This is a genomic window from Chitinimonas prasina (genome assembly GCF_030160395.1).
Lineage (GTDB): Bacteria > Pseudomonadota > Gammaproteobacteria > Burkholderiales > Chitinimonadaceae > Chitinimonas > Chitinimonas prasina.
In genome coordinates, this window is record NZ_BSOG01000006.1 from 1 (window position 1) to 14,057 (window position 14,057).

Annotated in this window: 12 protein-coding genes and 1 rRNA gene; 6 read left to right on the plus strand and 7 right to left on the minus strand. The window is 59.7% G+C overall.

Annotation, left to right across the window (positions count from 1 at the left end; genetic code table 11):
- Positions 1-92 (plus strand): 5S ribosomal RNA (gene rrf / locus QQK16_RS21580); the annotation flags it as partial.
- Positions 93-184: 92 nt separating this feature from the next.
- Here rrf and QQK16_RS18250 read toward each other — a convergent pair.
- Positions 185-799 carry a LysE family translocator gene (locus QQK16_RS18250; protein WP_284197921.1) on the minus strand — a complete coding sequence of 205 codons (615 nt, stop codon included), beginning with the start codon at positions 797-799 and terminating at the stop codon, positions 185-187.
- Positions 800-926: 127 nt separating this feature from the next.
- On the opposite strand from QQK16_RS18250, the gene QQK16_RS18255 reads away from it, so the two are divergent.
- A complete protein-coding gene (locus tag QQK16_RS18255; RefSeq protein WP_284197922.1) occupies positions 927-1,376 on the plus strand; it encodes an Lrp/AsnC family transcriptional regulator in 450 nt (149 codons plus the stop codon).
- A 22-nt stretch (positions 1,377-1,398) separates the two neighbouring features.
- Here QQK16_RS18255 and QQK16_RS18260 read toward each other — a convergent pair whose 3' ends face one another.
- From QQK16_RS18260 to QQK16_RS18270, 3 genes are all read right to left on the minus strand, one after another.
- A complete protein-coding gene (locus QQK16_RS18260; RefSeq protein ID WP_308447081.1) occupies positions 1,399-2,100 on the minus strand; it encodes an aspartate/glutamate racemase family protein in 702 nt (233 codons plus the stop codon).
- 56 nt (positions 2,101-2,156) lie between these two features.
- Entirely contained in the window at positions 2,157-2,579 is a 423-nt protein-coding gene (locus tag QQK16_RS18265; protein ID WP_284197924.1) for a DUF488 domain-containing protein, read from the minus strand.
- Between the two features lie 172 nt (positions 2,580-2,751).
- Positions 2,752-3,753 carry an acyl-CoA desaturase gene (locus tag QQK16_RS18270; protein ID WP_284197925.1) on the minus strand — a complete coding sequence of 334 codons (1,002 nt, stop codon included), beginning with the start codon at positions 3,751-3,753 and terminating at the stop codon, positions 2,752-2,754.
- 544 nt (positions 3,754-4,297) lie between these two features.
- Between QQK16_RS18270 and QQK16_RS18275 the strand changes: the two genes are divergently transcribed.
- On the plus strand, positions 4,298-4,570 hold the full coding sequence (locus tag QQK16_RS18275) for a polyhydroxyalkanoic acid system family protein (RefSeq protein WP_284197926.1): 273 nt from the start codon (positions 4,298-4,300) through the stop codon (positions 4,568-4,570).
- A gap of 115 nt (positions 4,571-4,685) precedes the next feature.
- On the opposite strand, the gene QQK16_RS18280 is transcribed toward QQK16_RS18275, so the two are convergent.
- Positions 4,686-6,680, minus strand: coding sequence for an SDR family oxidoreductase (locus QQK16_RS18280; protein WP_284197927.1), 1,995 nt, complete (start codon positions 6,678-6,680; stop codon positions 4,686-4,688).
- A gap of 180 nt (positions 6,681-6,860) precedes the next feature.
- Here QQK16_RS18280 and QQK16_RS18285 point away from each other — a divergent pair, with 180 nt between their 5' ends.
- The 3 genes from QQK16_RS18285 (at position 6,861) to QQK16_RS18295 (ending at position 10,514) form a co-directional block, all read left to right on the plus strand.
- The gene (locus QQK16_RS18285; protein WP_284197928.1) at positions 6,861-8,363 is read left to right on the plus strand and encodes a WS/DGAT/MGAT family O-acyltransferase; all 1,503 of its coding nucleotides are present in this window, start codon (positions 6,861-6,863) and stop codon (positions 8,361-8,363) included.
- Between the two features lie 155 nt (positions 8,364-8,518).
- Positions 8,519-9,673 carry an aminotransferase-like domain-containing protein gene (locus QQK16_RS18290; RefSeq protein ID WP_284197929.1) on the plus strand — a complete coding sequence of 385 codons (1,155 nt, stop codon included), beginning with the start codon at positions 8,519-8,521 and terminating at the stop codon, positions 9,671-9,673.
- A gap of 109 nt (positions 9,674-9,782) precedes the next feature.
- The gene (locus QQK16_RS18295) at positions 9,783-10,514 is read left to right on the plus strand and encodes a substrate-binding periplasmic protein (RefSeq protein ID WP_284197930.1); all 732 of its coding nucleotides are present in this window, start codon (positions 9,783-9,785) and stop codon (positions 10,512-10,514) included.
- 79 nt (positions 10,515-10,593) lie between these two features.
- On the opposite strand, the gene fusA is transcribed toward QQK16_RS18295, so the two are convergent.
- Together fusA and QQK16_RS18305 are read right to left on the minus strand one after the other, a co-directional pair.
- Entirely contained in the window at positions 10,594-12,630 is a 2,037-nt protein-coding gene (gene fusA / locus QQK16_RS18300; RefSeq protein ID WP_284197931.1) for an elongation factor G, read from the minus strand.
- Between the two features lie 593 nt (positions 12,631-13,223).
- On the minus strand, positions 13,224-14,006 hold the full coding sequence (locus tag QQK16_RS18305; RefSeq protein WP_284197932.1) for a hypothetical protein: 783 nt from the start codon (positions 14,004-14,006) through the stop codon (positions 13,224-13,226).
- Positions 14,007-14,057 lie beyond the last annotated feature (51 nt).

A 14,057-nucleotide genomic window follows, 5' to 3' on the forward strand; every position in this document is an offset into this window, starting at 1 on the left:
ACCCACGCCTTCCCATCTCGAACAGGACCGTGAAACGAGGCAGCGCCGATGATAGTGCGGACTACCCGTGTGAAAGTAGGTCACCGCCAGGCTCCCCTTAAAAGCCCCAGACTCACCAGAGTCTGGGGCTTTTGCTTTGCGGGTTTGGGTTTGCGATTGGCAATATGCAGAACCTTCGGATACATCAGGCCACTAGGCCAATCAATTGCCAGCAGGCAAAGCCGATCAGCAAGAGCCCGGCGGTTTGGCCTAGATAGCGCAGGTAGGGCGGTTTAAGGTGGTGCCGACCTGCGGCTACCCCACATGCCAGGCCTAGCCACCAGAAGGCTGAGCCGGTGAAGATGCCGCCGACCATGAGCACCGTCTGGCTGATGCTGCTTGTTTGGCCTTGACCTAGCACAGCGAAGACGGCGACGAACGACAGTATGGTCATGGGGTTGGTCAGCGTCAGGGCAAAGACCGAGGCGAATGCGCTGGCGTGGCTGCCTTGTTTGACCTCTGCAGCAGCAGCGGGTGGTTTGCTGCGCAGCATGCCTATGCCCATCCAGATCAACATGGCACCACCGACTAGCGTCAGTGGCAAGGTCAATGCGGTGAACGCCCGGGTCAGACTGGTGATGCCCAGTGCACCGATAGCGCCATAGCAGGCATCTGCCGCAGCGGCACCCATGCCGCTGGCAAAGCCTGTACGGGCGCCATGCTGCAGCGTGCGTTGTATGCATAGCAGGCCTATGGGGCCTACCGGGGCGGCAATGGAGAGGCCGATCAGACAAGCTTTCAGGAAGAGGGGGGTATCCATGAGTGGGCTCCAGGTTGTATGGATAGATTGTCCAAGCCTGTGACCCATGCTTGAATAGTGTCCTTAAGTATGTTTTGGGTTTTCGCCTAAAATTCTTTTGAATATTTGGAGATTGCATGGGGATTTTATGGAGATCGATGGCAAGTCCTGGAAAATACTGCAGGCCATACAGGCTGATGGACGTATCTCGCTGACGGAGCTGGCGGCCAAGGTGGCGCTATCTGTGCCGGCAGCATCGGAACGTTTGAAACGCCTGGAAGAGACTGGAGTAGTGCGGGGTTATCGTGCGCTGGTGTCGGCCGAGGCGGTAGGCTACGACGTGATGGCCCTGGTAGGCATGACCACGGCGCAGCCCGATAAGGCTAGATTGATTGCCCAGCTGCAGAAAATGCCGGAGGTGCTGGAGTGCTTGCATGTCACCGGACAGGATTCGTTTATTTTGCGGGTGGTGACACGCAATATCCGTCATCTGGAGCAGTTCGTGGGTAGCATCAATCACTTTGGCGAGACGCGTACCTCTATCGTGATGTCTGCGCCGATCGCTTTGCGGCCTTTGGCTCCGCCTGGCGGTGAATGAAGCTGAGTGGCGCTAGGCCGCTTCAGCCCACGTTGGTGGACATTGCCATGCTGGCCGCTGCGTAGGCATGCAAGCGAGTGGTATCAAACAAGGGTACGGCTGCGTGTTCAGGCCCGATCAACAAGCTGATCTCGGTACAACCGAGGATCACGGCTTGTGCGCCTTGATCCTTAAGCTGCTTGATGATGCGCTGGTACTCACGCCGAGATGAGTCGTTGGCAATACCCTGGCACAGTTCCTCATAGATGACGCGATGGACGATGTCGCGGTCGGGGCCGTCCGGTACCAGTACGGCTATGCCTTGTTGTTGCATGCGGTCGCGGTAGAACGTTTGTTCCATGGTGAAGCGGGTGCCGAGCAACCCGACTGTTTGCATGTTTGCTTGCCGTATGGCGGCTGCGGTGGGGTCGGCTATGTGCAGCAACGGTATGCTGGTGGCTGCCGTGATCATATCGGCCACCTTATGCATGGTGTTGGTACACAGCACCAGTAGATCTGCGCCTGCTGCCTCCAGCTTTTGTGCAACGCTGGCTAATTGCCTGCCTGCGTCGTCCCATGCATTATCGCGCTGCAATTGGGCTATGCCATGGAAGTCCACGCTGTAGAGCACGATTCGTGCTGAGTGCAAGCCACCTAGTTGTTGCCGCACGGCCTGATTGATGTGCTGATAGTAAGGCACCGTGGACTCCCAGCTCATGCCGCCGATCAGACCTATGGTGAGCAGGGATGGAGTTGATTTGCTGACAGGGTTCATAGCGGCTTTCTGGCGGCGTATGGGTATTAAGTGTGGGTATGGGGTGGTGAATCTGTTGCCAGCTCTGCCAAGCGTGCACCCCGCTCGGCAAGGAGCTCTCTCAGCACCGAGCGATGGCAACGGGCCTCATCTTCGCAATAACAGCCTATGGCCAGCTCACTCTGGTGCGAAAGTGCCGCCAGCAGATCCAGCACCCTGGCTGCATCGGCTTCATTCATCTCGCTGCGGAAACGGCGTTTGAATCCTGCCCAGTCCGCGTCGCTGAGGGCGGTCTTGCCTAAGGCCATCAGCTCGCTACTGGGAGCAAGGTTGGGCAGCCAGGTATCGTAATAGTTGCGGCTGGCAAACTCGGTCTTGGGCACGCCGCGCGGCGGGCGACGTACGGTGCCGATACGCAGTCCTTCGTTGGGTAGGCGTGGGCTGCCAAGCCGGATGATGTGTATGGTCATAAGAGAGCCAATCTTGAACTCTAGTCATTGATCGGTTATCGCTGACTGGGCTGGCGCCAGTGGCGCCTGGACCCGCGGGCTCAGCCGGGATTAGGCTCCACGTCCCTGCCGCGGCGGATTACCAGCCCGAGCGGGTTTCAGCTTATCAACATTTTCAGTACCTATCAGGCGTTTATGGGTAGTGCGAGCTGTTCCCGAATTGGTGGGCAACAGGGCTGCCATCACGCCGATTTGTACTCAGGGCCGCTTTGGGGGGAGTGGAGCAAGCTCCGGGCGAGCTGCAGGCGATCACTTCGGGGCGTATTGGCAGATCCTTGGGTAGCTTGATATCCCATGCCAAGCCGAGTCGCTGCAGCAAGGTCAGTACCCACCAGCCTGGGTCCCATTCACCGGCATGCAGGCCTAGTCTTGCGGAGCCGGGAAAGGCATGGTGGTTGTTGTGCCAGTTTTCGCCCATGGCCAGCAGCGCGACATAAGGCAGGTTTCTGCCTTGCACTGCGGCATGCTGTACTTGATGGTGCATGGGGCCGTGGTTGTGGGCGAAGTAGCCTATCAGCCAGTGGCCAAATACACAGGCGGTGATACGAGCGCACACTCCCCAGATAACAAAGGGCCATCCTCCGAAGGCGTAGAACAAAGCCGCGAGGGGGAGTTGTTGCCACATCCAGGTACGCTCCAGCCATAGGTAGAACCGGTCTTGCGCAATGTCACAGGGGAGGGCGGTGACCGGTGGATGATCCAGGACCAATTCACAATGCAGTTGCCACCAGGCATCGCGCCAGAAGCCGCCACCATGGCGCAGGTAGTCGTGGCAAGTATGCTGGCGTTGCGCCAGATCACGTAAGTCATGCTGGGCTAGCAGCCCCAGTGGCCCTGCTAGACCTACTTGCACACCCAGATAGACCAGGCTGTATTCAAGCCAGCGGGGGCATTGATAACTGTGATGGATGAGTTTTCGGTGGCTGCCCAGCGAGTGGCCCAGCAGCAGGACGGTAGTGGTGCAGATAATGAAGAGCAGCAAGCCCGACCAGCTGAAGGTAGCGATACCACCCACTACTGTGGTTGCCAGCATGCCGCTGAACCAGAGTGACTTCATGGGGGCATAACGGATAGTCCCCAATGTGACCTGCAAGGCGGTGACTGAGGCAGTGCGGGCTGAGGTTGACTGGGACATGCTTATCCTATTTTCCGCGAACTAAGCGCCGCTATCAAAAACCTTCTGGCGTTGTTGTGCGAGCTTGCCGTACCCACGTACTTTCTACTGCGCGCGCCATCTCTCGCACGCCTAGCCAGAACCGCTACGCTGGGTTTTGGTAGCCGCTCTAAACGCTGCTGGTACGGTTGTGCGATCTAGCCAGACCTGTGTAGGGCAGGCTGTCCGTGCCAAGCCAGCATCCGCTGTGCAGGGTAGGTTGGCCGGCTCTAGTCAGGGCAGCGGTGGCGCAATCATAGTTCATTTGTTCGTATTTAACTAATTAGCTAATTGATGTGGTTCGAGCCTGGCATGTCGCTTCGAGGAAATACGGTTCGCTCACCAATGACGGCTTCGGATCAACGTGGCATCACCGCACCGGTGTGGGGAGGGACAAAGAATTTTCCGAAGAATGACCAGGAAGGGCTGGCAGGCGGCGGATTTGGCGCTAAGCTACACAGCATTCGAAAGCAGCTTGCCGGTGGTGGCGGTTGCGCACTGATAAACAGTACGGTGGAGCAAGCACATGTCGATACATATACAGTACCCCCACAGCAAGCCGCACGACGAGGCACTTAAGTTGGCTGGTGAAGTTGCCGAGCAGATGAAGCAGGAGTTCGGCATGGACTACCGTTGGGAGGGGGAGGTCTTGCACTTCCAGCGTCCTGGTGTTTCTGGTCAGTTGACTGTGGCGGCAGATGAGGTGGTGGTAGACGCCAAGCTGGGTTTCCTGCTGATGGCATTGAAGCCCAGGATAGAGTCGGAAGTGAAGGGTTTTCTGGGGCAGCATTTCGGCTAGCTTGCGGCTGCATGGCGTCCGTAAAGGCGCGGTCACGCAGCCAGGGTCGGCAATAAAAAAGAGGCAGGTGGGGAACCACCTGCCTTTTTCATTGTGCTGCCATGGCTTTGTAGGTTTACAGGTGTATACCCTTCATGATCTGCATGAACGCTAGTTGGTCTGCACTCAGTTCCTGAGCGCGACCACCTTCTTTGCTGCCCTGGGCGGCCGAGGAGTCGGGGAACATGCGATAGGCGGTGTTCATGATGATCTGTGCCACGCGTGGTGCCAGGGCATGGATCATCTGGCCAAAGATACCGAGGCCCGACGCCACTCGTACGGGCTTGTAGATGACGGCCTGTGCCACCATGTCGGCCGCTTCATCCGGGCTGATGATGAAGGGCATGTTCTTGTAGATGTCGGTGGGGGCGATCATGGGGGTGCGCACCAGCGGCATATTGATGGTGGTGAAGTAGACACCACGATCGGAGAACTCGCTGGCGGCACAGCGGGTAAAGGCGTCCAGGGCTGCCTTGGAGGCCACATAGGCTGAGAAGCGTGGTGAGTTGGTCAGCACCCCGATGGAAGAGATATTGACCACATGGCCGCTCTTGCGGGTGCTCATGCTAGGCAGCAGGGCCAGGGTAAGGCGCAGGCTACCGAAGTAGTTGAGCTGCATGGTCCGCTCGAAGTCGTGGAAGCGATCGTAGCTGTTTTCAACGGCGCGGCGGATGGAGCGGCCGGCATTGTTGATCAGCACATCCACGTGGCCGTGCTCGTCCAGTACTTTCCTGGCTAGCTCGTCAATGGCATCGAGGCTGGACAGGTCGCAGGAATACACCGAGCATTTACCGCCGCAGGCTTCGATTTCCTTCTTGGTGGCCTCCAGCTTCTCCATGTCGCGCGCCACGATGATGACGTGTGCGCCAGCTGCTGCCAGCTTCATGGCGCTGGCCTGGCCGATGCCGGAGGAGCCGCCGGTGATCAGCACGTTCTTGCCACGCGATACGCCGGACAGTGAGCGATCGATGAACAGATCCGGATCCAGATGGCGTTCCCAGTAGTCCCACAGCTTCCAGGCATAGTCTTCCAGTGCCGGGATCTTGATATCGGTGCCGGCCAGCAGCTTCTGGGTCTGGCGGCTGTCAAAGCGCGTCGGGTAGGACACGAAGTTCATGATGTCGGGCGGCAGGCCCAGATCACGCATAACTGCGTCACGCACGCGGCGCACGGGAGTTAGCGAGCTGATAGCCTGGCGTATCATCGACGGCACAAAGCCGAATATGGCGGGGTTGAGCCGCACGGTCAGCTTGGGGGCGTGGGCGGCTTCGGCAAAGATGGCCAGCACTTCGCCCACGCGCTTGGCATCGGGGTCGGTGAGATGGAAGCAGCCGCCGTTGTGGCCGTTGAGGTGGGCGATGTGGTCCATCGCTTCGACCACGTAATCCACCGGTACCAGGTTGATGCGGCCACCATCTATGCCTATGGCAGGCATCCAGGGCGGCAGGATCTTGCGCATTTTCTGCAAGACCTTGAAGAAGTAGTAGGGGCCGTCGATCTTGTCTATCTCGCCGGTCTTGGAGCTACCGACCACGATGCCGGGCCGGTAGACACGCCAGGGGCGCTTGCACTCGCGCCGGACGATGGCTTCGGAGTCGTGCTTGGTGCGGAAGTAGGGGTGGTTGAGCTTGCCTGCCTCTTCGAACATGTCTTCCGAGAACACGCCCTCATATAGGCCTGCGGCCGCGATGGAGCTGGTGTGATGGAAGATGCCGGCTTCGATGGCCTCGGCGAACTCCACTGCGTGGCGAGTGCCGTTGACGTTGGCTTCGAGCTGTTCCTCGGCGGTGGCCTTGAGGTCGTACAGGGCGGCCAGATGGAAGAAGTGCTTGATCTTGCCCTTCAGCTCGGCGATGTCTTTCTTGGAGACACCTAGCTGGGTCTTGCCCAGCTCGCCGACCACCGGGATGACGCGATCAGCGTCCTTGCCCCAGCGTTCCTTGATCTTGTCGAACTTTTCCAGCGATTCCTTGCGTACCAGCGCGTAGATCTTGCCCTTGCGTTTCTTCAGCAGAGTCTGGACGAGGTTATTGCCGATAAAACCGGTAGCACCGGTCACGAAATAAGTCATGGGGCTTGCTCCTCGTTATTCGTATGCGTATGCAGTCTGGGCGATTGACGTGCCCGTAAGCCGCACCGTGTAGTGGTCGGCGGCGACTAGCTGTGTTCTATAATCCTCCGAGAGCAACGTCAAGCGAGCGGTCGTCCGACTCGTAAACAACAACCACAATTCAGACACAGGGTGGGAAATATGCTGTTGAATCTCTTTGGCTCGGGCAAGGAATCAATGTCGGCCGTTGACACGGCTTGGTTGCGCATGGATAGGCCAACCAACCTGATGGTGATTACCGGCATCATGTTCTTTGAGGGCCATATGGACATTGCCCGGCTGCGCGGCGTATTGGAAAGCCGCCTGCTGAAGTACCAGCGCTTCAAGCAGCGGGTGGTGCGCACGGGTACCAACGCCGCATGGGAAAGCGACCCGGATTTCGATATCGACAACCACTTGCATCGGGTGGCGTTGCCGGGGGATGCGGGAAAGCCTGAGCTGGAGGCCTTCGTCAACGAACATATTTCCACCCCGCTCGATTTCGGCAAGCCGCTTTGGCAGTTCCACTTGGTAGAGAACTACCAAGGGGGCAGCGCACTCGTAGCGCGCATACATCATTGCATCGGCGATGGTATCGCCTTGATACAGGTGCTGTTGTCGCTGACCGACAAGGAAGCTGACGGCGATAGTGCGCCAGCGCCGAAGAAGCTCAAGTTCCAGGCTGGCGAACGGGAACCGGACGATCCTTTCATGCGACTCTACAAGCCGGTGGCCAAGATGTACGCCGGGGTGCTGAAGAGCTATGGCAAGGTGCTGGGGACCAGCTACGGCCTGATGATGAATCCGGGCAAGATAGCCGAGTACACCCAGACGGGGCTGGCCATCAGCCAGGGACTGGCCAAGTTGGCGGCCATGCCGGCCGACCCGCGCACCAAGTTCAAGGGCAAGCTCTCTACCGCCAAGCGCATCGCCTGGTCCGAATCGTTGCCGCTGCCCGAGGTCAAGCATGTGGGCAAGGCGCTGGGCTGTTCCATCAATGATGTGCTGCTGTCGTGCGTGGCGGGAGCCTTGCGGGCCTATCTGGTGGAGAAGGGGCAGAACGTGGATGGCCTCGACATCCGCGCCTCGGTGCCGGTCAACCTGCGGCCTGAGAGCAAGCTGGATAAGCTGGGCAATTATTTTGGCCTGGTCTTCCTGCCGCTACCCATAGGCGTGGCCAACCCGATAGAGCGGGTGTATGAGGTCAAGCGCCGCATGGAAGAGATCAAGGGTGGCTACGATGCCATCATTACCCTGGGTCTGCTCAGTGTGGTGGGCTCCTTGCCCAATATCGTCGAGCAGCCGGCCATCGAGTATTTCAGCACCAAATCCACCGCCGTCATGACCAATGTACCCGGCCCGCGCGATCCGATCTACATGGCGGGTAACAAGGTGAGCGACCTGCAGTTCTGGGTGCCGCAGTCGGGTGAGATAGGCATGGGGGTGTCCATCCTTTCGTACAACGACAGGGTCAATTTCGGCGTGATGACAGACAAGAAGCTGGTGGCCGAGCCCGCCCGGATCATTGAGCGGTTTGGTGAGGAGTTTGAGAAGCTGGTACTGGCAACGCTGCTGAGCGTGGTGGATTGCCCGCCTGATCCCGAGCTGGCTGAGTTGCATCTGGCGGTGCTGCGGATGCAGAGCGAGGCTGGCAAGCACGCCTGATGCGGCTGTTGCAAGCCTAGCGATAGATCGTACCGGCGTGCAGTAGCCTGGACGGGCCGGTACGGTTGGGATCATACGAATGCGCACCGTCACTTGTGGCGGTGCGTTTTTTCGTTCAGGGTGCGTAGTTTCCCCTTCAATACAACGGAATGCCCATGTTTTCCGAACGCCTTTCCCGTCTGCAGGGCTCGCTGGTACGCGAGATTCTGGCTGTGGCCAACCAGCCTGACATGATCTCGTTTGCCGGTGGCCTGCCTGCCCCCGAAGCCATGCCCAAGCTCGATTTCAATGGCTTGCCTGATGGCCTGAGCCAGTACGGCCCCAGCGAAGGCGAGAAGTGGCTGCGCGAGGCGGTTGCCGCCGAGATGAGCAAGAACGGCGTACCGGTGACGGCCGACAATGTGCTGATACTGACCGGCTCGCAGCAGGGCCTGGATCTGGCGGCCAAGCTGTTTGTGGATCACGACACACCGGTGCTGGTAGAGGCGCCGACTTTCCTGGCTGCCGTGCAGTGCTTCAGCCTGTTCGGCGCCCGTTTTGTGGAAGTGGGCCTGACACCCAATGGACCTGATCTGGACGAGCTGGAACGCAAGCTTAAGAGCGAGAAGCCCCGCTTTGCCTACCTGATCCCCACCTTTCAGAATCCGTCGGGCGTCTGCTATGACGAGGCTACCCGGCAGCGGGTGGCCGATCTGTTCGATGAGCACAATGTGGTGTTGCTGGAAGACGAGCCCTACCGCGAGCTGGTGTATGACCAGTGCGACCGCGCACCGATCTGTTCCCGTCTGAAATCGGCACCTTGGGTGCATTTCGGCACCTTCTCCAAGACGGCCATCCCGGGTCTGCGCGTGGCCTATCTGGCCTGCCACCCCAGTCTGATGCCGCATTTCTACAAGCTGAAGCAAGCTGCCGACCTGCATACCAACCGGCAGGGCCAGTGGGCCATGCACAAGCTGTTGACCTCGGCCGAGTATCCGGCACACATTGCCCGCCTGCGTGACTTCTATCACCAGAAGCGCGACATCATGGCTGCTGCCCTGGACAAGCATTTCCATGACCTGGCTGACTGGACCGTGCCGCCCGGTGGCCTGTTTTTCTGGCTGAAGCTCAAGGCTGACATCGACAGCTATGGCTTGCTGCAACCGGCCCTGGACCGTAAGGTCGCCTTTATGCCAGGCAAGCCCTTCTATGCTACCGACCGTGTGTCCAACGAGTTGCGCTTGAACTTCAGCCACGCGTCGCCGGACAAGATCGAAGAAGGGGTGAAGACCCTGGCCGAGGTGATACGGGCGCATCTGTCCGCAGCCTGATCTGCCGGGGATTGATCCGCTCAGCGTGTAGCCACCCCTCGGGGTGGCTTTTTCATGTTTGTAGCGGCTATAACCCAGAGCAAATCCAACACCGTATCTGGAGTCCTCCATGCGCCTGTCTCTCTCCCAGCTGTTTGCCTTTGCTCTTGGCCTTGCACTGCTGCCGGCCTGGGGTGAGGCGCGTATCGTGGCGGGTGAAGTACCGCCCTTTGTCTACATGGAAAAAGGCGCGGTCAAGGGTGTTGCAGCCGACCTGGTGCGCGAGATGGCCAAGCGGGTGGGGCATTCTGGCAAGATCGATGTGCAGCCTTTTACCAGAATGCTGGAGACAGGCAAAACCGAAGCCAATGTGCTGCTGATACCGTTGGGCCGCAATGCCGCGCGCGAAGCCAGCTACCAGTGGGTGACTGGTCTGGTGGATGAGGAATTCGTGCTGATAGGCCACGCAACCAGCAAGGTGGATGTCAGTAGCTTCAATCCAGCGCTCACCGTGGGAGTAATGCGTGATTCGGTGGGTGCGGGCATAGCCAAAGCCAAGGGCTTTACCAAGATTGAAGATGTGGTGAAGGAGGACATGAATGCCCAGAAGCTGGCTAATGGCCGGATCGACGCCTGGCTGGCCGCCTGGAATTCAGCGCTGCAGGGCCAGCGTGCGGCGGGCCTGGATGCCAAGCAGCTCAAGCGAGGCGCGGTGGCCAGCAGGGTCAGTATCTACCTGGGGGCCTCACTCAAGTTTGACAAAGCGGAAGCCGAGACCTGGAAGGCGGCGCTGGAGGCGATGAAGAAGGATGGGAGCTTCGATAGGATTGTGAAGTCGTATGGATACGAGCTGCCGAAGTAGGCGGGTATCCGAGGCGTAGGGCTGCAGCCTGCTGCGGCCAATAAAAAGGCGGACACCGAGGTGTCCGCCTTTGAGTGTGTCAGCCGGGTTGGCCGGTGACAGCGCTGGCCACATGGGCAGGCACAGCGGCATAGTGGTCGAACTGCATGGTGAAGCTGGCACGGCCGGCTGTCAGTGCGCGTAGCTGGCCTATGTAGCCGAACATTTCACGTAGCGGCACATGGGCAGCAATGGCTACGGCATTGCCACGCATGGTCTGCTCGCGAACCTGTCCACGACGACGGTTCAGATCGCCAATGGCATCGCCCACATGGTCCAGCGGTGTTACCACTTCCACGGCCATCAGGGGTTCCTGCAGCACCGGGGCGGCTTTGCGCAGTGCTTCGCGCAAGGCCGCGCCGGCCGCCAGTTCAAACGCCAAGGGCGAAGAGTCGCGCTCGTGGTAGCTGCCATCCACCAGGGTGACCTTGAGGTCGACCACCGGGTAGCCTGCGACCACGCCCTGTTTGACCGTGTTGCGTACACCGGCCTCCACGCCGGGGATGAACTCGCGCGGGATAGCACCACCGGTCAGCTGGTGGCCAAATATCAGGCCGCTGCCGTGGGGTAGCGGCTCTACCAACAGTTCCACCTCGGCATATTGGCCGGGGCCGCCAGTCTGCTTCTTGTGCATATGGCGCACCGTGGCAGCCTGGGTGATGGTTTCGCGGTAAGCCACCTGCGGCTGCCCGACGTTGACCTCCACCTTGAAGCGGCTACGCAGCTTCTCCAGTGTGACCTCGAGTTGCAGCTCGCCCATGCCTGACAGCACGGTCTGGCCGGTTTCGTGATCCTGCTTGAGATGCAGGCTGGGGTCCTCGGACAGCAGGGCCTGCAGACCCTTGAGCAGGTTCTGTTGGTCGGCCTGCGTCCTGGGTTCCACCGCCACATCGATCACCGGCTCCGGTGTATCGATGCGTTCCAGCACCAGTGGATGCGCCAGCGCGGTCAGCGTATCGCCGGTTACCGTGGCCTTGAGCCCGGCAATGGCGACGATATCGCCAGCGATGGCGAAGTCACGTTCCACCTTACGGTTGGCATGCATCTCGTACAGCCGTGCGATCCGCTCACGCTTGCCATTGGTGGCATTGAGCACCATGTCGCCCACTGCCAGGCGGCCACGGTACAGCCGGGTGAAGGTCAGCATGCCGTGATCATCGTGCTGCACCTTGAAGGCGAGTGCCGCGAGGGGGCCGTTAGGATCCACCGCGATATCGTGCTCACTGGCCACCAGGACTTCGCCGGGTGCCGGCAGGTAAGCGTTGACGGCGTCCAGCAGCGGCTCCACCCCCTTGTTGCGATAGGCCGAGCCCAGCAGCACCGGCACAAAGGTGCCGACGATGGTGCCACGCCGTATGGCTTGGCGTAGCGCATCGGCACTGGGGTCGGCACCGTCAAGGTAGGCCGCCAGCAAGTCTTCATCCAACTCCACGGTGGATTCAACCAACAGCTTGCGATAGTGCTGGGCCAGTTCCAGTTGTGCAGCCGGTATCGCTGCCACCTCATAGGGCACGGGCAGATGGTCTGCCGACCACAGCAAGGCGCGCATCTCAACCAAATCAATGAGGCCACGGAATTCGCCTTCGCTGCCTATGGGGAGCTGCAGTACCAGGGGGGGGATGCCCAGGCGCTGCTGCATCATGCCAACCACGCGCAGGAAGTCGGCGCCGGTACGATCCAGCTTGTTGATGAAGGCCAGACGAGGCACATGGTATTTGTCGGCCAGGCGCCAGTTTGTCTCAGTCTGCGGCTCCACACCGGCGACGCCGTCGAATACCACCACTGCGCCGTCCAGCACGCGCAATGAGCGGTTGACCTCGATATTGAAGTCGATATGGCCAGGCGTGTCGATCAGGTTGATCTGCGTGCCTTGCCAGAAGACCGTGGTGGCGGCGCTATTGATAGTGATGCCACGTGCCTTTTCCTGCGGGTCGTAGTCCATGGTGGCGGCGCCCTTGTGGACTTCGCCCATTTTGTAGTTCTCGCCCGTGTAGAACAGGATGCGTTCGGAGGTGGTGGTCTTGCCGGCGTCGACGTGAGCGATGATGCCGATATTGCGTAGTTTTCTGTCTTCCATGATCTGTGTCTTCCAATAAACAACCCCGGAGGGTTTGCACCAATTCCGGGGTGGTTCTGCCAACCGGATAGGTGCTGTACAGCCCCGTCCGGCATGGATGCCGAGGATAGGGCTAGGCCGTATCTTGCGGGGCGGCGACACAGTGCGCAGGGCGTACCGTGGTCACCAGGTTCGTGCCAAAGGGCGAGCGCAAGCCTCTGCTCCCTTGGCTGGACCAAATTACGGCGATCAACTTGTCGTAGGTACGCATGGCGCACTCCTGCTGTGAAAGAAAAAACAAACCCCGGTGGCTTGAGGCCTACCGGGGTCGGGGTGTTACTGCTACCCGGGTAGGCGATCAGCCTCCCGAGCAGTGCTCAAAAGGCTAGTACGGCATTGCCAGCAATGCGCGATCTGCAAAGGGCGCACGGGCGCCAGCGGCCACGAGGGCAGCGTTGCATTGGCAGTGATCGAGTTGGTGTTGGGTCATTGCAGGAGTATCCGTAATCTCTTTTTAGAGACTAACACTATGGTTGGGTTGCACGCAATAGGCCGGGATGGGCGGCAGGCATGGCACGCCGCTTCCCTGCCTGCAAAGCAGGGAAGCAGGCGCATCAATCGTCAGTCAGCTCGGACTTGGCGAACTCCACGTCCAGCTTCTCCATGGCATCCAAGGGCTGGCATTCGGCGGCTTCTTCATACAGCTTGGTGGCGTCCTTGACCTTCTTGTTGCCATAGAGGGTCAGCAGGCCGTTGGCGTATTCGATGCGCGCAATGGCGGAATGGGGAATCAACTCCAGCGCCTTTTCGTAGTGGGCTTCGGATGCATCCTTGGAGACGCCGTAGGTGAGGGAGCCCACCATGCTGCCGACTTTGCCGATGATCTCGGCATGGTAGGCACCCAGCGCGATATGTGCTTCGGCGTGCTCCGGGGCCAGCGACAGGGTTTTATCGAGGCTGGCCTTGCATTTGCTGGCGATGCCCTGAGTCAGTGCCTTGGCGATGGAAATGGCCTGGCTGTAACGGCCCAGTGCATAGGCGTGCTGGTAGTGGGCATTGATGTTGTTGGGATTCTCCTTGGCGGCCACTTCGGCGCGGTCGGCGACTTCCTCGAACAGCTCTTTCTTCTCGTCCTCGTCTTCCACCAGATAGGTGGCGTAGATGCTCTGTGCCTTGTTGGCGGCATTCATGCCCGAGCCGGTTTCGGATTTCAGGCCCAGGGCCACGGCATTTTGAAAATCGCCACGATGGTAGGCGCGCCAGGCTTCCTGGCTGGCTTCATCTTCTGGCCAGGGCTCCTGATCGCCGGCGTGCAGGCGTTCCCACTGTTTCCACAGCTTGTCGCCGTCGTAGTCGAAGGCGGCTGCGTCATGGGGAAAGGCTGTCCACTTGCTCATGGTTGTCTCCGCTGTTGTTGGCATCTGGGGCCATTATAGACAGGCGCTTGC